Genomic DNA, 21,214 nt, shown 5'->3' with positions numbered 1-21,214 from the left:
GGCCTGGCGGCGGCCCGCCCCGACGGCTGGACTACTGCTTGGGGAGCTCGACGCCGGTGGCCTTGGCCACGTCGGCGAGCATGTGCCCGGCCGCCTGGACGCCGATGCCGGACATCCAGGTCTCGTCCGGGACGGTGTAGACCTTGTCGTTCTTGACGGCGGTCAGGCCCTTCCAGACGGGGTTGGACGTGACGTCCTTCTGCTTGGTCTTGTCGGGGGCGTCGGCGAGGGTGACGAAGATCAGGTCGGCGTCGGCCTTGTCGATCTCCTCCGGGCTGACGTCCATCATCGTGACCTCCGGGTCCTCGGAGGACTGGGACTCCGGGCGCCCCAGGCCGATGTCGTTCAGGACGATGCCGCTGTATGCGGACTTCTGGTAGAGGCGGGTCGGTCCGGCGACGAAGCGGACGACCGAGGCGGTGGGCATCTTGCCGTCATACTTCTTCTTGATGGCCTCGCCGAGCGCCTTGGCCTGGGCCTCGTAGCTCTTCAGCGCGTCGGCGGCCTCCTTCTCCATGCCCAGGGCCTCGGCGTGTACCGCCAGGTTCTGCTTCCAGGGGCCGCCCGTGGTCTCAGTGAAGACCGTTGGGGCGATGGCGTTGAGCTTGTCGTAGACCTTCTCGTGGCGGACCTTGGAGGAGAGGATGAGGTCCGGCTTGAGGGAGGCGATCTTCACGAGGTTCGGCTCCAGCAGCGGGCCGACGTCCGTGACGCCCTCGGTCTTGTTCTTGAGGTACTCCGGGAAGCCGCCCACGGTCTTGAAGTGCGGGGAGACCGCGCCGACCGGCTTGATGCCGAGCATCGTGACATTGTCCAGCTCGCCGGTGTCGAGCACGACGACCCGCTCGGGCTTGGCCGGGATCTCGGTGCTGCCCATCGCGTGCTCGATGGTGCGCGGGAACGCGGCGCTCTCGCCGGCCGCGGGCTTCTTCTTCGCGCCGTCCGCGGGCTTGTCGCTGCCGCAGGCGGTGAGGGCGGTGGCGCCGATGGCGGCGGCGAGGAGGGCGGTGCCGAGACGGCCGAATCCGCGCAGGATCGTTCTGGAGGACATAGGAGGGTTCTCTTTCTCGCGGGGCAGGGGATGGGGCCGGACGGGGTCAGGCGGCCCGGGCACTGGCGTGCCGCGCGGCGCTGCCCCGCGGAATGACCAGCGGGGTGCCGGTCTCCGGGTCGGGGATCACCCGGCAGTCCACGTCGAACACGGTCTTGACCAGGTCGGCGTCGAGCACCTCGGCCGGTGGCCCGGCCGCGGCGAGCTGCCCGTCTTTGAGGACCACCAGGTGGTCTGCGTAGCGGGCGGCCTGTCCGAGGTCGTGCAGCACCATCACGACGGTACGGCCGGCCTCGGAGTGCAACGCGGCGACCAGGTCGAGAACATCGAGCTGGTGCCGTAGATCAAGGAAGGTCGTGGGCTCGTCGAGCAACAGCAGATCGGTGTCCTGGGCCAGTGCCAGGGCGATCCACACGCGCTGCCGCTGACCGCCGGAGAGCCGGTCCACCGGCTGATCGCGCAGGGACGCGGTGCCGGTGCGCTCCAATGCAGCATGCACGGCGGCCTGGTCCGCGGGGGACCAGGGGCTGAGCAGCCGCTGGTGCGGGTAGCGGCCGAGCCGTACGAGCGCCTCGACGGTGATCGCCTCGGGGGTGACCGGCTGCTGGGGCAGCAGGCCCATCCGCAGGGCGAGCGAGCGGGCGGACATGCCGTGGATGTCGGCGCCGTCCAGGGTGACGGTGCCGCCGACGGGCGCGAGCAGCCGGGTCAGGCCGCGCAACAGGGTTGACTTGCCACAGGCGTTGGGGCCGACGATGGCGGTGACGGCGCCGCCGGGGATCACCAGATCGAGGCCGTCGATGATGGTCCGGTCGCCGTAGCGCAGGCCGAGGCCGTGGGTGGACAGCTCGTTCGGCTGGTTCGGCCGGCCGGGCTCTGCCTGCTGCATCGGCGCCTTCGTCTCCGCAGGCTGCGAGGTCTGCTTCATGTCCGCCTGCTGCGGGATCTGCTGAGTGGTCATATGGAGCTCCTGTTGACGGGCCGTCCCTGGCGGATCATCAGCACCAGCAGGAAGGGGGCGCCCAGCGTGGCGGTGACCGCCCCGACCGGTAGCCCCTCCACCGGCAGCAGGTGCTGGACCACCAGGTCGGAGGCGAGCAGCAGCACAGCGCCGGCCAGGCCGGTGAGCGCCAGGGTTCCGGGGGTCGGCGGGCCCGCGAGGAAGCGCACCACGTGCGGTACGGCGAGGGCGACGAAGCCGACCGGGCCGCTGATCGCGGCGGCCAGGGAGGCCAGTGCGACGGCGGTGACGAGGAGTTGGAGGCGGGCGGTGGAGGTGTTCATGCCGAGCGCGCCCGCCGATTCGTCGCCGAGGTCGAGCACGGCCAGCCGGCGGTGCAGACAGAAGGCGACGGCGAGGACCAGTAGCATGGCGCCCGCGGCGGCCCACACCTCGGTCCAGGTCCGGCCGTAGAGAGAGCCGGTGGTCCACTGCAATGCCGAGCTGGCGAGCTCGGCGGGGAAGCGTACGACCATGAAGTTCACCGCTGCTGCGAGGCCGGCCTGCACGGCGAGGCCGACCAGCACCAGCCGGGTGACGCCCAGTACGGAGCGCCAGGCGAACACCCCGAGGAGCAGGGCGGCGAACAGTCCGCCGACCAGCGCGCCGAGCGGGATGAGCAGCTGCGAGGCCCCGGCGGCCAGCAGCGACACGGCTCCGAAGGAGGCGCCGCCGGTGATGCCCATGACGTCGGGGGAAGCGAGCGGGTTGCGGAACAGCCGCTGCAGCAGGGAGCCCGCGACACTGAGCCCCGCTCCGGCGACGAGTGCCGCGGCCACCCGGGGCGCCAGGAACTCCTGGACCACGAGCACATCACCTGCGTCGCCCAGTCCGACGAGGGCGCGCAGCGCGACGGAGACGGACATCGGGATGTCGCTGGAGGTGAGCGAGACGGTGGCGAGCACGAGCAGGACGGCAACCGCGCCGCCGCAGAGCAGAGCGGTGCGCCGGCGCAGCCGGTCGGGCGTGCCCAGGGGCTTGGCAGGGGCGGACGGCGGGGTCCGCAGGGTGTCGGTCACCGCGCCTCCTTCCGGGCGAGCAGCGCCAGCAGCGGGGCGCCGAGGAAGGCGCTGACGATGCCGACCTGCAGTTCCGAGGGACGGATGACGACCCGTCCGAGGACATCAGCGGCGAGCAGCAGCAGCGGACCGGCGATCAGGCAGCCGGGCACGAGCACCCGGTGGTCGGAGCCGAGCAGCGTGCGCACCAGATGGGGGGCGGCGAGTCCGATGAAAGCGACCGGCCCGACCACGGCGACCGCCGAACCGGCGAGCAGGATCACGGCGATGCCGCCGGCCAGACGGATACGGGCCACCGGCACGCCGAGGGACTGGGCCGAATCATCGCCGATCGCGAGGGCGTTGAGCGCCGGGGAGATGGCCAGCGCGAGCACCAGGCCGATCACCAGCGTCGGCAGCACCGGCCACAGCACATCGAGGGAGCGCCCGGCCATCGAACCGGCCAGCCAGAACCGGGCCTCGTCCAGCGTTCGCTGACTGGCCAGCATCAGCGCCGCGGTCCAGGACAGCAGGACCAGTTGAAGCACGGTGCCGCCGAGCGCGAGCCGTACGGGGTCGATGTCGCCGCCGCGCCGGGCGAGGGCCTGGGCGAACAGCGCCGCGGCCGCCGCTCCGGCGAAGGCGAACCACATGTACTCGACGGGCTGGGTGAGATGGAACGCGTAGATCGCGACGACCACGGCGAAGCCCGCGCCCGCGTTGATGCCGAGGGTCGTCGGTGAGGCGAGCGGGTTGCGGGTGATGCCCTGGGCGACCGCCCCGGCCACTCCCAGTGCGGCGCCGACCGCGAGTCCGATGACGGTGCGGGGGAGGCGCAGTCCGGTGACCGCGACGGCATCCGCGCCGACGGCGTCGCCGAACAGGGCGTCGACGACGGTGGACAGCGGCACCGGCCGGGCTCCCAGGGCGAGGCTCAGTGCGGCGCACAGCGCCAGCGCGGCGATCCCGACGGCAAATAACGGGATCCGCTTGGCGGTTGTGGAAGCAGGGCCCTCTGCGAGGACGCCTGGCTGGTTCGTGGACACGAAAGTGCAGATTAGGTTAGGTGTACCTAAATTTGTCAACCGGCTGTGCACCTACTGTGACACGGAGCACTTCTTGATCAAGGGCTTCACGCATGCCACTAAGGTGAGGCTTGCCTTGGACTCGAACGTGCTGAAGGGTGCCCGCCGTGATGTGCTCCGACTCGCTCGCCGACACCTGTCGACGTCTGGTACGGATTTGCCCGGCACTGCAGGCGGACGTCGCGACCGAGGCGAGTTCTGCCGGCGGATGGACCGATGGCACGCGCCTGGCGGCCGACCCCGAAACGCTCGACGCCTTCGTCGACGCGGAGGCTGCCCGTATCGCGTCCGCACACGGTCACACCCCGCGGCGGGACGTCGCAGCCTCAAGGGCCCTGCACCACTACGTCTGGTCGGTGGCCCTGCTGATGAGCGGCGCCTGGTACCTGGAGCGACGGGTGCCGCACATCGGCCTGCGGGATGTGCGCATCGACCTCGGGACGGGAGACTTCGCCGTCTTGCCCGGCGGCTTCAGCTGCCTCCCCGACGACCCCGCCGCCACGTTCCCCGAGGTCCGCATCGTCCCCGACGAGGAGGCGCTGCGCGCCGAACTGCGGACCGTCGTCGTCGGGCACATGCGTCCCCTGCTCGCCGCTCTCGCGCCCCAACTGCGCCGCGGGCCACGGGTGATGTGGGGCATGGTCGGTGACGACCTCGTCTCCGGGATCTGGTACCTCGGCCGCATGCTCGACCAGGAGGACCGGTCGGTCCGCGCCGCGACCGAACTGCTCCCCGGGCCGGTCGCGCCGTTCCCCGGCGGCGCGGATTTCCGCCGCCTGCGCGACAGCGCCGGCCGGACGCATCCGACCCGCACCCGGCTCGGCTGCTGCCTCTACTACACGATCCGTCCGGAAGCGCCGTGTCTGACCTGCCCCCGGACATGCGACGAGGAGCGGCTCGAACGGCTCACGGCCGCGTAGTGTTGTGCGGCTGCGTCGACGAGTGGTCAGACCCGGTCCGCCACGATGAGCAGGTAGTGGAAGCTGCCCTACTTGTACGCCATCAGGAAGGGGACCTCGATTCCGGTGGTCGGTGCGGAATTCGCGCGCCGCTGCAGGTGGCGTCGCGGGCGCGGCCGACTGTGGGGCCCCGCTGTGGGGCCCCGTACATCGCTCGCAGGTGGGCCCTGACGCACCGGCGCGGCCCCGGAACGTCAGGGCCAGGTCGGCCGATCAGGTGTCGATGCCGTGATTCTGCGTAGTCCCTTCGAGTAATGCGTTACCCGTAAAGGGGCGAATCGGGACAATAAGGGATGGGTGTCGGAAGGGAGATCGACGGGAGAGTGGCGCATGCCCCTGCGGAGACGTAAGGCGCAGCCGCAGGCCCAGGCCGGGCGGGCGGCAGTGAGTGGATACGGCGCGGTGGATGGGCGCCTGCCTGTGAGCGAGCTGGCCGGACAGTTGCTGCGCAAGGCCTTTCCCGACCACTGGTCCTTTCTCCTCGGCGAGATCGTCCTTTACTCCTTTGTGGTCCTGCTCCTCACGGGTGTCTACCTCACGCTGTTCTTCGACCCGAGCATGACGGAGAGTGTCTACACCGGTTCCTATGTGCCCCTTCACGGCGAGAGGATGACGCAGGCCTACACCACCACCCTCGACATCAGCTTCGCCGTGCGTGGAGGCCTGCTGATGCGGCAGGTCCACCACTGGGCGGCTCTGGTGTTCGTCGCCGCGATCGCCGTCCATCTGCTGCGGATCTTCTTCACCGGCGCCTTCCGCAAACCGCGGGAGGCCAACTGGATCGTGGGCGTGACACTGTTCGTACTCGCGCTCCTCGAAGGATTCGCGGGTTACTCGCTGCCCGACGACCTGCTGTCCGGTACGGGCCTGAGGACGGCGGCCACCATCATGGGATCGATCCCCGTCGTCGGAACGTACCTGGAGATGTTCGTCTTCGGAGGACAGTTCCCGGGCCATTCCGTGATGCCCCGTCTGTACGCCGTGCATATCCTGCTCGTGCCTGGCCTGATCGTGGCGCTGATCACCGTTCATCTCATCCTGGTGGTCTATCTCAAACACACCCATTGGGCGGGGCAGGGGAAGACCAACAAGAACGCCGTCGGCTCACCGGCATTCCCTCACTTCACCGCGAAGACCACAGGTTTCCTCCTCATGGTGTTCGGTGTACTGACATTGCTGGGCGCCCTTGCCCAGATCAACCCCGTATGGAAATACGGCCCCTACCGCGCCGACCAGGTTTCCGGTAACGCGCAGCCGGACTGGTATGTCGGGTTCCTGGAGGGCGCGCTACGGCTGATGCCGCCATGGGAGACCATTATCGCGGGCCACACCATCATGTGGAATGTGTTCATTCCGGCGGTCGTGCTGCCAGGCGTGGTCTTCACGGTCCTGTTCCTCTACCCCTTCTTCGAGAAGTGGGTGACGGGCGACCGAGGGGAGCACCATCTGTGCGACCGGCCGCGCAACCGGCCGACCCGTACGGGGCTCGGTGTGGCGGCCATCGTCTTCTACGCCGTTCTCCTGGTCGCCGGCGGCAACGACGTCGTCGCCTTCTCGTTCAGGATTTCGGTCGAGGCCACGACCTGGATCCTCAGAATCGCGCTGATTGCCGCCCCCCTCCTGGCCTTCGCGCTGACCAAACGCCTCTGCCTCGCCCTTCAGATGCGGGACCGCGACCGGCTGACCGAGGGCGAGGAGACCGGTCAGGTGACTCAGGCGATGAACGGCGACCTCTTGGAGAGCCGCCGCGGCCTGAGCCCGACAGCCCGCTACCGCATCCTGATGCGTGATGTCCCGACGCCCCTGGAGCTCCCGGCGGAGGGCTCTATCTCGCGTCTGCGACGGCTTCGGACCGTACTGAGCGGCTGGTACTACGAGGACCTCGTGGAAATGCCGGCCACGGACGAGCAACGGTCCCGGATCGCGGAGCGGACGGTGCCGCCGGTGCCGGTCCGCGAGCGCGAGGACTGAGAACCGCCCTCAGGCCTGCGCACGTGCGTACTGGAAGACCATTCCGAACACCCCCGCCAGGACCACGCCCAGCCCGATCAGAAAGAGCCACAGACCGAACACCACACCGAGAGCGAGCAGGGCCGCCCCCGTGGCTGTCAGCGACGGCCAGACACTGCGCGGAGGAAAGAAGTCCACCGGACCGAACCGCTCATGAATGTCTCCGTCCTCGCGGTCCTCGGGGCGCAGTCCCTTCCTCCGGTAGTTGGTGGCGAAGAAGAATGTGACCAGCCACGCCATGAGGAACGAGACGGTGAGAGCCGCCGTGCCTGCCGGATCACGGGACCACACGGCGTAGAGAACATCCGTCACGAGAAAGAACCCCGCGACTACGGCGAAGAGAATGGCCTCGGTCTTCATTCGCCCGACTCCTCTTCAGTGCCCGAAGTGAAGAGGGGCCCGCCTCGGCCGAGGCCCGGCTTCTCCTTCTCCGGCGTCAGGGGATGGTTCAGGTCGAAGGCTGGCGAGTCGGAACGTACGCGGGGCAGCGCCCGGAAGTTGTGCCTCGGGGGTGGACAGGAGGTCGCCCACTCCAGGGAACGGCCGAACCCCCACGGGTCGTTCCCCTCGACCTTCGGCGCGTAACGGCTGGTGTGCCACACGTTGTACAGGAACGGCAGCGTCGACAGGCCGAGCAAAAATGAGCCGACGGATGAGATCGTATTGAGCACGGTAAAGCCGTCCGCCGCGAGATAGTCGGCGTAACGCCGGGGCATTCCTGCCTCCCCCAGCCAGTGCTGGACCAGGAAGGTCAGCTGAAATCCGATGAACAAGGTCCAGAAATGGACACGTCCGATGCGTTCATCCAGCATACGTCCGGTCAACTTGGGCCACCAGAAGTAGAAGCCGCCGAACATCGCGAAGACCACTGTGCCGAAGAGAACGTAATGGAGGTGAGCGACGATGAAGTATGAATCGGTGAGGTGGAAGTCCAGCGGGGGCGAGGCGATCAGCACCCCACTGAGGCCGCCGAGAAGAAATGTCACGAGAAAGCCGATCGCCCAGAGCATGGGTGTCTCGAACGTGATACTTCCGTGCCACATGGTGCCGATCCAGTTGAAGAACTTGACACCGGTGGGCACGGCGATGAGGAACGACATGGCGGAGAAGAAAGGCAGGAGAACGGCTCCGGTGACGAACATGTGATGGGCCCAGACAACCGCCGAGAGCATGGTGATGCTGACCGTGGCCATAACCATACCGAAATACCCGAACATCGGCTTCCGGCTGAACGCGGGAATGATCTCGCTCACCACTCCGAAGAAGGGCAACGCGACAATGTAGACCTCGGGATGGCCGAAGAACCAGAACATGTGCTGCCACAGCAGCGCCCCGCCGTTGGCAGAGTCATAGATGTGCGCCCCGAACTTCCGGTCGGCTTCGAGGGCGAGCAGCGCGGCAGCAAGCACTGGAAACGCGAGCAGCGCGAGGATCGAGGTGAAAAGAACGTTCCAGGTGAAGATCGGCATGCGGAACATGGTCATACCCGGGGCGCGCAGGCAGACGATCGTAGTGATGAAATTGACCGATGCCAGGGTCGTGCTGACCCCCGACAGCACCAGGCCCATGGTCCAGAGGTCTCCGCCGGCCCCGGGCGAGAAGACGGCATTGTTCAGCGGGGCGTAGGCGAACCAACCGAAGTGTGCCGCGCCGCCGGGCACCACGAATCCGGACACCACGATGATTCCGCCGAAGAGGAAGAGCCAGTAGGTGAGCGCGTTGAGGCGGGGAAAGGCGACGTCGGGCGCGCCGATCTGCAGCGGCATGATGGCGTTTGCGAAGCCGCCGAACATCGGTGTGGCGAACAGCAGCATCATCACGGTGCCGTGGATGGTGAACAACTGGTTGTACTGCTCTGCGCTGACGATCTGAACTCCCGGCCGGGCCAGCTCCGCTCGCATGAGCATGGCCATCACTCCGGCCAGCAGGAAGAACCCGAACGCGGTGACCATGTAGAGATTGCCGATGACCTTGTGGTCCGTGGTCGTCAGCCAACCCATGAGCCTCACACCGGCATTGATACGCCTGTTGGCCACCGGCTCGGCCGACGCGGATTCCTGCAGGTCCTGCGCCATCTGTTCTCCGTCCCTCCCTGTTGACTCGATGGTGGAGCCTGCGACCATGGACAGCCCGTAGAACCGGCGGTGACACCTCGAATTTCACCAGTTCACCGGTGCGCCGATCGGGTGTCCCAGGGGACCGCTGCGTCCCGGATGCTCGACGGCCATGAGCCGGACAAGTCGTCAGTTCTGGTGCGAGCGTCGGGCCGACCGGGCAACGGCAGCCGCCGGACGCTAATGGATGAACCGCGGAAGCCACTTTGCCCGGTAGTCGGGGTGGCCGGCATGTTCTGCGGCCATCTGCCGGACGGCGAAGCCGAGCCCCACGGCGCGGCCGGACGGAAAGTCGTACTCGGGGCGGTCAGTATCCTTGTCGGCGACCTCCGCGTACTCGTCGAGGAGAACCCTGCTCGTCTCGATGCGGCGACATGTACGCGCAGGGTCCTGGAAAGCAATGTGCTGGTCGAAGCCGTGACTCCGTACGCTGAACGCGATGCCGCCGGTCCCATCGTGGACTTCGCCGGGCACGTCGGCCAGGCACCGCCAGCTGTCTCCGCCCGCCGCTTGCGCGATCTGTTCTTCCTCGGCAAGGCGGGCCCGAATGAAGTCGATCATGTCGGAGTTCTCTGTCATCGGGGATTCGAATCCTTCACCTTCTTGGCTCCCTGCCGGGAACTGCACCTGCTGTCTGCTCAAATCCTGATCGTTCACCGAGGCTGCCGGACGACGATACCGAGCAGGAGGACCGGCATAAGGTGCACAACGTGATCACCCCTACCGCCGGATCGCGGAGGGACACCCCGGACGAGAGAAGCGAGGCGCCCATGACCGCCGTACGCGGAACATCCGTGGACATCCCCACACAGGACGGCACTGCCGACGCCTACCTGGCCCACCCCGACGACAGCAGCCCGCACCCCGCGGTCCTGGTGTACACGGACGCATTCGGACTCCGTCCACACTCGAAGAGGATGGCCGACCGTCTCGCCCAAGCCGGCTACACCGTCCTGGTTCCCAACGCTTTCTACCGCCATGGGCGAGCGCCGGTGGTCGAGCTGCCCGACCTCATCGATCCGGCCCGCCGCCCGGAGATCTTCGAGCGTCTCGGTCCGGTGATGCAGTCGCTGACACCCGATCTGGCTATGCGCGACGCCGACGCCCACTTGAGCCGGCTGGCCGCCTGTCCCCTGACCACGGGCGGGCAGGTCGCCATCACGGGCTACTGCATGGGCGTCGGCCTTGCCCTGCGCGCGGCCGGCACGTACCCGGAGCGGATCGCGGCCGTGGCCGGATTCCATGGCGGGCGTCTGGCCACCGACACTGCCGACAGCCCGCACCTGCTCGCGGACCGGATCGCCGCGGAGCTGTACTTCGGCCACGCCGACCAGGATCCCTCGCTGCCTCCCGAGCAGATCGACCGCCTCGACGAGGCCCTCACCGCAGCGGGCGTGCGCCACCACAGCGAGGTGTACACCGGGGCGCGCCACGGCTTCACCCAGGCCGACACCGCCGCATACGACAGCACAGCGGACGAACGCCACTGGACAGCACTGACGGCGCTCCTGAGCCGCACCATCTGACCGGCACGCGTTCGGATCGCGGCCACCGCAGCACGGACATACGGTCGGCAAGGGCACAGGCGCCCCACGCGGCCTCTGCGCGCGGCCCGCGCGTCACCAGCCCGTCGACGACCGGATCAAAGCGCGGGACAAGCCCGGATCGGAGCGTAGGACAAGCACGGATCGGAATGCAGGACAAGAGGAGGAAGCCGAGATGTCGGCCGAGAGCACCCCCACTGTCTCCCTAGGGCCCGACAGCGGCCTGGACCAGGTCTTTCAGCTGGCTCAGCAGCTGCGCGTGGACTCCGTTCGTGCCAGCACCGCCGTCGGCTCTGGCCACCCCACCTCCAGCCTGTCCGCCGCGGATCTGATGGCCGTCCTCATGACACGTCGACTGCGCTACGACTGGCAGAACCCGAAGAACCCGGCCAACGACCACCTGATCTTCTCCAAGGGGCACGCCTCCCCCTTGCTCTACGCGATGTTCCTCGCCGCCGGCGCGATCGACGAAGAGGAACTGATGACCACCTACCGCCGCAACGGCGCTCGTCTGCAGGGCCACCCCACTCCGGTCCTGCCCTGGGTGGACGCGGCCACCGGCTCCCTGGGCCAGGGCATCGCCTACGGCGTCGGCATCGCGCTTGCCGGACGGGACCTGGAACACCAGGCATACCGCGTGTGGGTGCTGTGCGGTGACAGCGAAATGACCGAAGGGTCGGTGTGGGAAGCCCTGGACAAGGCCGGCCGCCACCGGCTGGCCAACTTCATCGCGATCATCGATGTCAACCGTCTGGGCCAGAGAGGCCCCACGGAGCTGGGCTGGGACACCGCCACCTACGCCCGCCGCGCCGAGGCATTCGGCTGCCGCGCCTTGGTCGTCGACGGCCATGACCTCGTGGCCGTCGAACAAGCCCTGGCCGACGCGGACGACGGGCAGGCCCCCACCGTCATCGTCGCCAAGACTGTCAAGGGTCAGGGCGTCTTCGAGGTCGCGGACGCCGAGGGCTGGCACGGCAAGGCGCTGCCCGGCGATCTTGCCGCACGCGCCATCACCGAACTGGGCGGCGTCCGCCATCTCACCGTCCGCGGCCCCCAGCCGCCCGCAGCCATCCCCAGTGCCCCGACCGCTCCCGTGGAGGTGACGCTGCCGCGCTTCGAGGTCGGCGAAACCGTCGCCACCCGCGTCGCCTTCGGCAAGGCGCTCGCCGCGATCGGCACCCGGTCCGACATCGTCGCCCTGGACGCCGAGGTGGGCAACTCCACCCACGCGGAGGATTTCGGCAAGGCACACCCCGAGCGGTACTTCCAGATGTACATCGCCGAGCAGCAGATGATCGCCGGCGCGGTCGGTATGGCCGCACGCGGCTACCGCCCCTACGCCACCACCTTCGCCGCCTTCCTCACCCGAGCCCATGACTTCATCCGTATGGCGGCCGTCTCCCAGATCTCCATGAGCCTGTGCGGGACCCACTGCGGTGTCGAGATCGGCGCGGACGGCCCCTCCCAGATGGGCCTGGAAGACATCGCCATGATGCGCGCCGTCCATGGCTCCACCGTGCTCTACCCCAGCGACGCCACATCCGCTGCCGCGCTCACCGCCGCAATGGCCTACCTGGACGGCATCTCCTACCTTCGCACCACCCGGGGCGCCTACCCCGTCCTCTACGCACCCGAAGAAACCTTCCCCGTAGGCGGGTCCAAGACCCTGCGCGCGAGCGACAGCGACAAGGTCACCCTCATCGGCGCCGGCGTCACCCTCCACGAATGCCTCGCCGCCGCCGACCAGCTCGCCGCCGAGAACATCCCCGTCCGGGTTGTCGACCTGTATTCCGTCAAGCCCCTGGACCTCGACACGCTCGCCCGCGCCGCCCAGGAAACCGGCGCACTGGTCGTCGTCGAGGACCACCACCCCGAAGGCGGTATGGGCGAGGCCGTGCTGTCCGCACTCGCCGCACAGCGACTGGCCCCCGCAGTCGTCCACCTCGCCGTGCGCAACCTGCCGGGCTCAGGAACGCCCTCCGAACTCCTCGACGCCGCGGGCATCTCGCGCACCCACATCACCCGGACCGCCCACGACCTCGCCGGCCGCTGAGAACGGCCGCCGCAGGTGCGCGACAACGGCTGGGGCGCCACCGACCGTACGGGCCGCACCAGCGTCGCCGGCGTCCGGGCCGTCGGCGACATCATCGACCCGCGCGCCCAGGTCATCGCCGCCGTCGGCATGGCGTCAGCCGCCGCCTTCGCCATCAATACCGACCTGCTGGACGAGGAGATCGACTGCACCGTCGAACAGCGCCGCGCCAAGTCCGCCGCCACCCGATAGGCCATGAACCCGCAGCGCGGACTGCCCTGCCTCGCTCTCCATCCCGGCGGAGGCTCACCCTTGCGCGTCCTCCTCGACCAGCAGCCGGGCGCCGACCGAGCAGACCTGGCCGGAATGAAGGAACACGGCCATCAGCGTGAAGTCGACGGCCGTGTCGAAGTCGGCGTCGGTGAAGACGATGTTCGGGTTCTTTCCCCCCCGAGCTCCAGGGCGATCTTCTTCACGGTGGGGGCCGCCGCGGCCATGATGCGCCGCCCCGTGGCCAGGCCGCCGGTGAAGGACACCATGTCCCCCCGGGGATCCTCGGTGAGGGGCGCACCGGCCTCGGCGCCGGACCCCAGCAGCAGGTGGCCAGACCTGAGATGTACATCTCAGGTCTGACGTGCCGACCGATCTGCTTCTGGAGAAGGATGGGATCACGTCGCTTCTGATGATGCACTGGAACGCCGATCGCGTATGGCGTCGTTCCGGCAGCAGGATCTGTACGCCCACGCAAGGTGAAAGGCGTTTGATGAGCGGCAGGTTGACACGTCGGCCGGATCCCCTGGCGCAACCGGGTTTGGGAGCGTGTCGTCGACGTGACCGACGACTGCCGCAACTACCTCTTCTCGGCTCGCTCGACCCCATCCAGCTGAAGGAACCAACACAGTCATGCGCTCCACCCTCGTCATCACCAACGACTTCCCGCCGCGCCAGGGAGGCATAGAGACCTTTGTGCACGCCATGGCCACCCGCATACCAAACGACGACGTCGTGGTCTACACCTCGCGCGAGGCGGGAGACACCGCTTACGACGCAGCCCTTCCGTTCCCTGTCGTACGGGACACCAGCGGCATGCTGCTGCCGACCGGACGGGTCACCCGGAGGGCCGTTGAGTTAGCCAAAGCCCATGGTTGCGACCGGGTCTGGTTCGGGGCTGCGGCGCCGCTGGCCCTGATGGCACCGGCTTTGCGCCGCAACGGCATACGGCGCATCGTGGCGACCACCCACGGTCATGAGATCTGGTGGGCCAGGACCCCCGGTCCGAGTCGGATGATGCGCCGGATCGGGAAGGCGTGGACGTCGTCACCTACCTCGGTCAGTACACGCGTGCCCGGATCGAGCCCGCCCTCGGCCCGCGTGCGCGGATGAGCCGACTGGTGCCGGGGGTCGACGCGGAGGTGTACCGGCCCGACGAGGACGCCGGACACGAGCTGCGTACCGAACTCGGCCTGCACGGCAAGCGGGTGATCCTGTGTGTGGCCCGGCTGGTCCCGCGCAAGGGGCAGGACATGCTGATCCGGGCTCTGCCGCTGATCCGGCGGGAGGTCCCGGACGTGGTGCTCGTGGTGGTCGGCCAAGGGCCCGACGAAGCCCGGCTGCGCAAGCTGGCCCAGCGCCACGCCGAGGGCTCGGTCCGATTCGTGGGCGGAAAGTCGCACACCGAGACGCCGCAGTACTACGCCGCGGCGGATGTCTTCGCCATGCCGTGCCGCACCAGGAAGGCCGGTCTGGAGGCGGAGGGGCTCGGGATCGTGTTCCTGGAGGCGGCGGCAAGCGGTTTGCCGGTGGTCGTCGGCGACTCGGGCGGCGCTCCGGACACCTTGCTGGACGGCAGGACCGGCCGGGTCGTGGACGGCACCGACACCGCGGCGATTGCGGGTGCGGTGACCCGGATACTCCGCGACGCGGGCCAGGCCGCTGACATGGGCGCCGCAGCCCGCACGTGGGCCCGGGAATCCTGGTCCTGGGACGCGTCGGCCCGCCACCTGACGCAGCTGCTGAACCCCGAGACCATCCCTGCGGTCGTACCGACGCAGCAGTAGGCAGGAAAGCCGCGAGACACGACACAGGGCGTGGATGCGACAATCGACCTGCGGGATCAGCTACGCGCGATGTGACGTCAATTCTCCACGATGGGAGTGCAGTTGCTGGAGCCAGTCGAGCCGCGCCGGACGCATCGGGTTTTGGCCGATGCGGGCCCTCTTCGTTCCGCCACAGGGAAGGGCCAGGTGGGCCAGGGCATGACCCCTGCCCCTGCGTTCCGCGGATCCGCCGTCTGCCCGAGCCCGGTCGCCGACCCGTCCCTGCGTCTCTTCCTCTTCCACCACGCCGGTGGCTCACATCTCCTCTACCGGGACTGGGCAGCGGAGTTCCCGCCGGACTGGGAGCTGTGTCTGCTCAACGCACCCGGGCGTGCGCACCGGCGCGATCAGCCCGCGGTCGACTGCGTCGACGACCTGGTCGACCACTTCCACCAAGAGCTGCTGCCGCTTTTCGACCGGCCGTTCGCCTTCTTCGGGCACAGCATGGGCGGTCTGACCGCTTATGAACTGACCCTGACGCTCGTCGCACGGGGCGGACCGCTGCCGGCCTGGCTAGGGCTCTCCGCCTTCGGGCCGCCCAGGGGCGCGGAGCATCGGCTCCGCCCAGGACGGCACGAGAGCTCCGACGCCGAACTGCGCGAATGGCTGCGGTCGGTCGGCGGCACCCCGGCAGAGCTGCTCGACGACGACGATCTGTGGCAGATGTTCGAACCCGTCTTCCGTAGCGATTTCAAGCTTGTCGACACCTGGGCCCGCGCCCCCGCCACCGGCTCACTGCCGCTGCCTCTCACCGTCTTCGGCGGCGAGCAGGACCCCGTGGTGGAGCCCGCAAGGCTCAAGGCGTGGGCCGACCACTCCCCGCACCTTCAGGGAGTCCACCTCTATCCCGGCGGCCACTTCTATCTGCACGAGCACCGTGCTGCCCTGACCCGCACCGTCATCGCGTCAGTGCGCGCGGCCCGCGCCACAGCCCACTCCCGCACCGCCAAAGAGCGCATCATCACGGGGCCTGGCGCCTCGTAATTCTTCGATCAGAGCTGAAGCTCACCGTTCCGGACAACCACTCGTCCACCGGCGACCACGAGTTGCCGACGTGGAGAGCGGACGAGGGCGTCCTGGACGTTCTCGGCGTTCATGAGCTGTGGCACGGTACGCATGCGGATCGCCCTCGCCGACGACGCAGGTCGGAACCGGGGCATGCCCAGGGACCTTTGAGGAGCCTCGCCAATGGCATTCAGTGTGCAGGCGGTGTACCTGGGCCTGCGGTCGGGTCACCGCTCGACAGGGGGCGCGCAACGGCCACAACTGCCCCTGACAGGGGCGCCCTTGTCATCGAGTGAAGGTCAGGAACGCGGTTCGCCGGACTGATCGCCGCGCGCTGCGTTCTTCTCCTTGATGCGCACCGCTTCCTTACGGACCTCGGCCTGGGTGGCGCGTTCCTGCCGGAGCCAGTCGGGGCTGTCCTTCTTCAGTGCCTCGATCTGCTCCGTGGTGAGGGCGTCCGTGATTCCGCCACGGGCGAGACCCGAGATGGAGATACCCAGCTTCGCCGCGACCACCGGCCGGGGGTGCGGGCCGTTGCGTCGCAGTTCCTGCAGCCACTCGGGCGGGTCGGACTGCAGTGCGTTCAGCTCGGTGCGCGAGACAACACCCTCCTGGAACTCGGCGGGGGTGGCCTCGAGGTACACACCCAGCTTCTTTGCCGCGGTTGCGGGCTTCATGGTCTGGGTGGTCTTGTGCGACGTCATGGTGTCAAGGGTATCGAGCGTGTGCGCCACCTTTGACCAGGGCCGGTAACCTGGCGGAGTGACAAGCTCGGAAGAAACCACTCCGTTCCGGCTCGCGTATGTCCCGGGGGTGACGCCCACCAAGTGGGTGCGGACCTGGAACGAGCGGCTGCCCGACGTCCCGCTGACCCTCATCGGGGTGCCGGCCGCCGAGGCGTCCGACGTGCTGCGGGCCGGCGGCGCCGACGCGGGTCTCGTGCGGTTGCCGACCGACAGGACTGGCCTCAGTGCGATCCCGCTCTACACCGAGACGACGGTGGTCGTGATTCCGAAGGACCACATCGTGGCGGCGGTCGAGGAGATCTCCGCAGAGGATCTCGCCGACGACATCGTGCTGCATCCGCTCGACGACACCCTCGAATGGGAGCACCGGCCGGGACGGCCCGCGATCGAGCGTCCCGCCACGACGGCGGATGCCATCGAACTCGTGGCGGCGGGAGTGGGCCTCCTCGTCGTCCCGCAGTCGATCGCCCGCCTGCACCACCGCAAGGACCTCACGTACCGGCCGGTGGCGGACGCACCCGAGTCCCGCGTCGCGCTGTCATGGCTGGAGGACGAGACCACCGACCTGGTGGAGGACTTCATCGGGATCGTCCGCGGCCGGACCGTCAACAGTTCACGGGGCCGCCCCAAGGCCCCGGCGCAGCCGAAGGGCAAACGCCCCGATGCCGGCGGCGCACGGCGGAAGCCCGCAGCCGGGAAGGCGGCGGGGAAGACAGCGGGGAAGAGCCCGCGGAGCGGTTCCGGTGGTGCCAAGGGCGGCAAGCGCGGAAAGCCCCGCCGCCGGTCGTAGCTGCGCCGCGCGCGGCGACCGGCCTGCGGGCCGAAGCCTGGGGCGGCAAGGTGCCGGCGGCCCCGCGGAGAAGGGCGACCGCTGGGGCGGCCAGGTCAGGTTGACTGACCCGAACAGGGACGGCCGTTCGGACTCCTCGTCTCCGCCCCCGGTGAGAACACCGGCGACGGCGTGGTGTGGGTGCTCTCGGCCGGCCCGGGCGGGGTCACGGCCACCGGTTCGTGGACGTACGGCGGCGGCTCGCTGAGGGCTCCGTCGCTGGACGCCGCGTGCGGGGCCACGATCGACGAGTAGTGACGAGTGGTACGGACACAGCGCACCGGGGGCCTGCCGAGAGGCTTTCCCCGGTGCGCTGGTCGTGCTCCCGGCTGGGAGCCGGGGTTCAGCGCCTGCGCACCTTCGGTTCCGGTACGAGACGCACGACACCATTGAGGAGATGGTCGATCAGGTCGTGCGAGGGCTCGTCCGTGAGGTTGGTGAGCAGCCGGGCCAAGGTGTTGAGCAGAAACGGCGACCCCATGACGTAACGGTTGAGGACCGGCTGGAAGCCCGAACGGCTGAAGACGAGGTCGGCGGCCGTGTTCCCGAGACGGTAATAGCGCCCCCAGCGGCGGTTCATTTCGACGGGGTAGCCGCGCAGCACCTGCTCCCGCCGGGGCCCCCGGGGTAGAGCGAGGGCGAGGGCGGCGGTCTCGGCCGCGACCTCGCCGGCTTCCATGGCCTGGCCGATGCCCTCGCCGTTCCAGGGGCTGATCATGCCTCCGGAGTCGCCGACGAGGAGGAGCCCGCGGGCGTAGAGGGGGTGACGGTTGAAGCCCAGGGGGAGCGCCGCGCTGCGGACGGGGCCCTCGGCGTTCTCCTCACGCAGTCCCCAGGCGTGCGGGGTACGGGCCAGCCACTGGTCCAGCGTGGTGCGCAGGTCCGCGGTGCCGTGCCGTTGGTGAGGCAGGGCACCGAGACCGACATTGACGCGGCCGTCGCCCATGGGGAAGATCCAGCCGTATCCGGGCAGGTAATGATCGCTGCCCGGGAAGCGGAGGTCGGCCCACAGCTCCAGGTACTCCTCACGGGAACGCTCCGGGCTGCGGTAGTAGCGGCGGGCGGCCGTCGCGATCTGCCTGCTCCTGTCCCGCTGCAGGCCCATGGCGAGTGCGAGGCGGGCGGAGGCACCGTCGGCGGCGATGACGATCGGCGCGTGGAAGGTCAATGGCTCCTTCGCCCCCGTGGTGGCGGTGACGCCGGTGATACGGCCGGCGCGGTCGGTCAGGGGCTGGGTCACCTTCACGCCGCTGCGCAGCCGGGCTCCGGCGGCGATGGCGTGCCGGGCCAGGATGTCGTCGAAGTCGTGTCGGCTGCGCGAGAGCCCGAAATCCGGGTATCGCCCGAGCGCGGGCCAGTCGATGTGTACCTGGTGTTCCCCGGCCACCCAGCGCATCCCGCGTGAACGCGTCCACCCCGGAGCCTTGATGTCGATGCCCATCTTGATGAGCTGGTGCACGGCGCGTGGCGTCAAGCCGTCCCCGCACACCTTCTCCCGGGGGAAGTGGGACTTCTCCAGGAGCAGGACATCGACGCCCGCCCTGGCGAGATGGAAAGCCGCGGCCGAGCCTGCCGGCCCCGCCCCCACCACGATCACCTGGGCTTCCTCGTCCGAGCCGTGGACGGGCCGGTCGTCCGGCGGGGACTGGTCTGGTGTCGTTTCCCGCATTGGGAACCCCTTCCTGTTCCTGGGACAGCCGGTGCCGTACCGAGGACGGCAGCCCTGTGCGTCATCATCGATCAAGGAGGGCGGGTGCGGAACCCGGCCCGGACATCCGGCACCCGCCTGATACGGCATCAACCGCTGTGTGAGGAACGTCGATCACGGAAGCGGCCGATGTCAACACCTCCGCAGACGACGGCTCACGAGGACGAGCGGGCGGCGCCTGTCCGCGCGCCGAGATCATCCTGATGGGTGTGGAAAAACCGCGGTGTCTTATCGACGCTCCCAGCGCGAGCGTCGGCCCTACGGAATTCCAGCACATGGCCCATGCCGAAGCCCTTGTCACGCGCCGGTACGCCGGTATGCCGAGGGGGCGAGGAGGGCTGAATCTGCCGCGACCCGCACCCGCTCGGCGTTCGCGGACAGCAGCCGGACCGCGTAGGTGCGCTCCACATGCTGGGAGAGGAGAGCACCAGCACACCGACCAGCGGCCGGCGCTCGCGGGTCTCCAGTACGGCCCGCAGCCCCTCGTCGGTGTGGGTGGGAGGCATCCGGATGCCGAGTCCGCGCACCCGCCGCCCTCCAGGGCGGGCGGCTTCTCGGCCGCGGCGGGGGAGCGCTCAGTACGGCAGCGGGCGGCCGGACGGCGTGCGCAGATCGAGAGGCGGAGGCCGCGACGGCAGCTGCGGACGGCGGACGATCTTGATGCGGCCCACTGCCACCACCCCTGTCGGTCACCGGTCATATGCCCAGTGCGTGGCCCCTTCATGCGGCTCCCCGAGGACAAGAGGCGTGCTCGACCGCCTCGTTCCTTCTTGTACGCGGCGCCGAACGGGGGTGACTGCCCGTCGGTCGCGGCATGAGAGGCGCGGGAAGACGCCATCTTCCCGTCGCACGGGGACAGCGCACGCACGCGCTCGCTATCCTCCCGGTTATGGGCCATGAGCATGACATAGATCCGGCATCCGGCGGGGCTCCGCGGAGTTACGGGTGACCGAGGGCATGGGCCCCCTGTCGGATGTCCGTACCGCAGAGGTGTGGAGAGCCTTCGGAACCCGGCTACGTCAGTGGCGCAGGCGCGCCGGGTTCACCCAGGCCCAAGTGGGCGCCCGCGTCGGGTACGACCACACCGCCATCAGCAAACTGGAGCACGGCACCCGGAGGACACCGCTGCCGCTGGCCCGCAGGCTGGACGCTCTGCTGACGGCCGGCGGCGACCTCCTCGATGCCTGCGAGGCCGCGGAGGCCGAAGGGCCGGGTGGCACGGGCGCGGAGAACGGGGGCGTACGTCCCGCAACAGCCACCGCGCGGACGGGGTCCCTGCCCGGCGAGCCCGCAAGGGGTGCCCTGCTCTCGATGCTGCCGCCGGACACCGTCCTGCCCACGAGCCTGCCCGCGTACGGACTGGTGTGTCCGGTGCACGGCGGTGACGGCTGCACCGTTCCCGCACTCGCCGATGCCATCGCCCTGCATGCGGCTTTCTGCGCCCTGGGCCCGGCCACCGTTCCGCGCCCGCCGCTGGACATCGACACCGTGCACGCCCTGACAGCGCTGCTCGCCGTCTGCCTGCGGGCCGATTAGGAGCGCGCCTGGCCGGGAGCGACCGTCGTGGTCGAGCGACCCTGCACGCGATGCTGCGCTGTGCGAGCAGGACGAGACGGAGGCACCCTGGCCGTCCGTCGCCTCCGTGCGCCTGCGGGTGGAGTCCGGCGCCGCCGCCGCGCTGCGGGACCTGGCGGCGGCGACCGGAGACCGTCGACTGGCGCTCCGCGCGGTCGTGGCGACCCGTACCGCGCTGGATCTGCTGCCGCCCGGGATGCACTCGGCGCGGATGCTGTTCCTGGTACGGATGGCCGACGCCCATGCCTGCGCCCAGGACCCGCACGCGGCGATCCCCATTGCCGGACCCGTACTGGACACCACCGAAGTGACCGCATCGACACTGCTCGGCCAGGAACTGCGCGGTTTGCACGGCAGGTTGGCGACTTGGCGCGGCGGCAGGCCCGAGATCGACGAATTCACCCGTCGGCTGGCGGCCGTCGTCCGCTGAGACACCGAAAGCGGGGCGTGTGCCTGGACGCC

General features: G+C 69.2%; 18 protein-coding genes and 4 pseudogenes. 11 read left to right on the top strand and 11 right to left on the bottom strand.

What is annotated here, in order from left to right; genetic code table 11:
- Positions 1-31: 31 nt before the first annotated feature.
- The 4 genes from ACZ3IC_RS19315 to ACZ3IC_RS19300 form a co-directional block, all read right to left on the bottom strand.
- Positions 32-1,051 carry an ABC transporter substrate-binding protein gene (locus ACZ3IC_RS19315; protein ID WP_467417656.1) on the bottom strand — a complete coding sequence of 340 codons (1,020 nt, stop codon included), beginning with the start codon at positions 1,049-1,051 and terminating at the stop codon, positions 32-34.
- Positions 1,052-1,097: 46 nt separating this feature from the next.
- The gene (locus ACZ3IC_RS19310; RefSeq protein WP_467417914.1) at positions 1,098-1,940 is read right to left on the bottom strand and encodes an ABC transporter ATP-binding protein; all 843 of its coding nucleotides are present in this window, start codon (positions 1,938-1,940) and stop codon (positions 1,098-1,100) included.
- A 68-nt stretch (positions 1,941-2,008) separates the two neighbouring features.
- On the bottom strand, positions 2,009-3,070 hold the full coding sequence (locus ACZ3IC_RS19305) for a FecCD family ABC transporter permease (RefSeq protein ID WP_467417654.1): 1,062 nt from the start codon (positions 3,068-3,070) through the stop codon (positions 2,009-2,011).
- Positions 3,067-4,035 (bottom strand): FecCD family ABC transporter permease, encoded by a 969-nt coding sequence (locus ACZ3IC_RS19300; RefSeq protein WP_467417912.1) that lies wholly within the window; start codon positions 4,033-4,035, stop codon positions 3,067-3,069. The genes ACZ3IC_RS19305 and ACZ3IC_RS19300 overlap by 4 nt, the downstream gene beginning before the upstream one ends.
- 209 nt (positions 4,036-4,244) lie before the next feature.
- Between ACZ3IC_RS19300 and ACZ3IC_RS19295 the strand changes: the two genes are divergently transcribed.
- Complete coding sequence (locus tag ACZ3IC_RS19295; protein ID WP_467417910.1) at positions 4,245-5,054, top strand: iron-sulfur protein; 810 nt, start codon at positions 4,245-4,247, stop codon at positions 5,052-5,054.
- Between the two features lie 369 nt (positions 5,055-5,423).
- Entirely contained in the window at positions 5,424-7,064 is a 1,641-nt protein-coding gene (gene qcrB / locus ACZ3IC_RS19290) for a cytochrome bc1 complex cytochrome b subunit (RefSeq protein ID WP_467417652.1), read from the top strand.
- Between the two features lie 9 nt (positions 7,065-7,073).
- On the opposite strand, the gene ACZ3IC_RS19285 is transcribed toward qcrB, so the two are convergent.
- The 3 genes from ACZ3IC_RS19285 to ACZ3IC_RS19275 form a co-directional block, all read right to left on the bottom strand.
- Complete coding sequence (locus tag ACZ3IC_RS19285; protein ID WP_467417651.1) at positions 7,074-7,463, bottom strand: cytochrome c oxidase subunit 4; 390 nt, start codon at positions 7,461-7,463, stop codon at positions 7,074-7,076.
- A complete protein-coding gene (gene ctaD / locus ACZ3IC_RS19280; RefSeq protein WP_467417650.1) occupies positions 7,460-9,178 on the bottom strand; it encodes an aa3-type cytochrome oxidase subunit I in 1,719 nt (572 codons plus the stop codon). Before ctaD ends, ACZ3IC_RS19285 begins: the two co-directional genes overlap by 4 nt.
- Before the next feature lie 219 nt (positions 9,179-9,397).
- Positions 9,398-9,796, bottom strand: a complete 399-nt coding sequence (locus ACZ3IC_RS19275) for a DUF6221 family protein (RefSeq protein WP_467417649.1) — start codon at positions 9,794-9,796, stop codon at positions 9,398-9,400.
- 191 nt (positions 9,797-9,987) lie between these two features.
- Between ACZ3IC_RS19275 and ACZ3IC_RS19270 the strand changes: the two genes are divergently transcribed.
- From ACZ3IC_RS19270 to ACZ3IC_RS19260, 3 genes are all read left to right on the top strand, one after another.
- Entirely contained in the window at positions 9,988-10,743 is a 756-nt protein-coding gene (locus ACZ3IC_RS19270) for a dienelactone hydrolase family protein (protein WP_467417909.1), read from the top strand.
- Positions 10,744-10,936: 193 nt separating this feature from the next.
- A complete protein-coding gene (locus ACZ3IC_RS19265; RefSeq protein WP_467417648.1) occupies positions 10,937-12,814 on the top strand; it encodes a transketolase in 1,878 nt (625 codons plus the stop codon).
- 15 nt (positions 12,815-12,829) lie between these two features.
- Positions 12,830-13,045, top strand: coding sequence for a hypothetical protein (locus ACZ3IC_RS19260; RefSeq protein ID WP_467417646.1), 216 nt, complete (start codon positions 12,830-12,832; stop codon positions 13,043-13,045).
- Positions 13,046-13,114: 69 nt separating this feature from the next.
- On the opposite strand, the pseudogene ACZ3IC_RS19255 reads toward ACZ3IC_RS19260, so the two are convergent.
- Positions 13,115-13,401 (bottom strand): annotated as a pseudogene (locus tag ACZ3IC_RS19255) (aldehyde dehydrogenase family protein); the annotation flags it as partial.
- 295 nt (positions 13,402-13,696) lie between these two features.
- Here ACZ3IC_RS19255 and ACZ3IC_RS19250 point away from each other — a divergent pair.
- Together ACZ3IC_RS19250 and ACZ3IC_RS19245 are read left to right on the top strand one after the other, a co-directional pair.
- Positions 13,697-14,850: pseudogene (locus tag ACZ3IC_RS19250) on the top strand (glycosyltransferase family 4 protein).
- Between the two features lie 198 nt (positions 14,851-15,048).
- A complete protein-coding gene (locus ACZ3IC_RS19245) occupies positions 15,049-15,873 on the top strand; it encodes a thioesterase II family protein (RefSeq protein ID WP_467417645.1) in 825 nt (274 codons plus the stop codon).
- A gap of 320 nt (positions 15,874-16,193) precedes the next feature.
- Here the strand turns inward: ACZ3IC_RS19245 and ACZ3IC_RS19240 are convergent, their stop codons facing one another.
- On the bottom strand, positions 16,194-16,598 hold the full coding sequence (locus ACZ3IC_RS19240; protein ID WP_467417643.1) for a DUF5997 family protein: 405 nt from the start codon (positions 16,596-16,598) through the stop codon (positions 16,194-16,196).
- 58 nt (positions 16,599-16,656) lie between these two features.
- On the opposite strand from ACZ3IC_RS19240, the gene ACZ3IC_RS19235 reads away from it, so the two are divergent.
- Together ACZ3IC_RS19235 and ACZ3IC_RS19230 are read left to right on the top strand one after the other, a co-directional pair.
- Positions 16,657-17,430 carry a LysR family substrate-binding domain-containing protein gene (locus tag ACZ3IC_RS19235; protein WP_467417642.1) on the top strand — a complete coding sequence of 258 codons (774 nt, stop codon included), beginning with the start codon at positions 16,657-16,659 and terminating at the stop codon, positions 17,428-17,430.
- Positions 17,431-17,488: 58 nt separating this feature from the next.
- Positions 17,489-17,724 (top strand): annotated as a pseudogene (locus ACZ3IC_RS19230) (esterase); the annotation flags it as partial.
- Between the two features lie 88 nt (positions 17,725-17,812).
- Here the strand turns inward: ACZ3IC_RS19230 and ACZ3IC_RS19225 are convergent.
- Positions 17,813-19,138, bottom strand: coding sequence for a geranylgeranyl reductase family protein (locus ACZ3IC_RS19225; protein ID WP_467417640.1), 1,326 nt, complete (start codon positions 19,136-19,138; stop codon positions 17,813-17,815).
- Between the two features lie 396 nt (positions 19,139-19,534).
- Positions 19,535-19,689: pseudogene (locus ACZ3IC_RS19220) on the bottom strand (DNA-binding response regulator); the annotation flags it as partial.
- Between the two features lie 433 nt (positions 19,690-20,122).
- On the opposite strand from ACZ3IC_RS19220, the gene ACZ3IC_RS19215 reads away from it, so the two are divergent.
- Positions 20,123-20,713: a helix-turn-helix domain-containing protein gene (locus ACZ3IC_RS19215; protein WP_467417639.1), complete on the top strand. Its 591-nt coding sequence runs from the start codon at positions 20,123-20,125 to the stop codon at positions 20,711-20,713.
- A gap of 106 nt (positions 20,714-20,819) precedes the next feature.
- Positions 20,820-21,182 carry a hypothetical protein gene (locus ACZ3IC_RS19210; protein ID WP_467417638.1) on the top strand — a complete coding sequence of 121 codons (363 nt, stop codon included), beginning with the start codon at positions 20,820-20,822 and terminating at the stop codon, positions 21,180-21,182.
- The last annotated feature ends 32 nt before the right edge of the window (positions 21,183-21,214 follow it).

The sequence above is a fragment of the Streptomyces sp. NPDC002958 genome, from assembly GCF_055563255.1.
This window is presented reverse-complemented; position numbering and strand designations above follow the sequence as displayed.

Excerpts from the sequence above, each read along its gene's own strand:
- ACZ3IC_RS19315 (WP_467417656.1), bottom strand. The coding sequence starts at position 1,051 with ATGTCCTCCAGAACGATCCTGCGCGGATTCGGCCGTCTCGGCACCGCC.
- ACZ3IC_RS19310 (WP_467417914.1), bottom strand. The coding sequence starts at position 1,940 with ATGCAGCAGGCAGAGCCCGGCCGGCCGAACCAGCCGAACGAGCTGTCC.
- ACZ3IC_RS19295 (WP_467417910.1), top strand. The coding sequence starts at position 4,245 with ATGTGCTCCGACTCGCTCGCCGACACCTGTCGACGTCTGGTACGGATT.
- qcrB (WP_467417652.1), top strand. The coding sequence starts at position 5,424 with ATGCCCCTGCGGAGACGTAAGGCGCAGCCGCAGGCCCAGGCCGGGCGG.
- ACZ3IC_RS19285 (WP_467417651.1), bottom strand. The coding sequence starts at position 7,463 with ATGAAGACCGAGGCCATTCTCTTCGCCGTAGTCGCGGGGTTCTTTCTC.
- ctaD (WP_467417650.1), bottom strand. The coding sequence starts at position 9,178 with ATGGCGCAGGACCTGCAGGAATCCGCGTCGGCCGAGCCGGTGGCCAAC.
- ACZ3IC_RS19275 (WP_467417649.1), bottom strand. The coding sequence starts at position 9,796 with ATGACAGAGAACTCCGACATGATCGACTTCATTCGGGCCCGCCTTGCC.
- ACZ3IC_RS19270 (WP_467417909.1), top strand. The coding sequence starts at position 9,988 with ATGACCGCCGTACGCGGAACATCCGTGGACATCCCCACACAGGACGGC.
- ACZ3IC_RS19265 (WP_467417648.1), top strand. The coding sequence starts at position 10,937 with ATGTCGGCCGAGAGCACCCCCACTGTCTCCCTAGGGCCCGACAGCGGC.
- ACZ3IC_RS19245 (WP_467417645.1), top strand. The coding sequence starts at position 15,049 with ATGACCCCTGCCCCTGCGTTCCGCGGATCCGCCGTCTGCCCGAGCCCG.
- ACZ3IC_RS19240 (WP_467417643.1), bottom strand. The coding sequence starts at position 16,598 with ATGACGTCGCACAAGACCACCCAGACCATGAAGCCCGCAACCGCGGCA.
- ACZ3IC_RS19225 (WP_467417640.1), bottom strand. The coding sequence starts at position 19,138 with ATGCGGGAAACGACACCAGACCAGTCCCCGCCGGACGACCGGCCCGTC.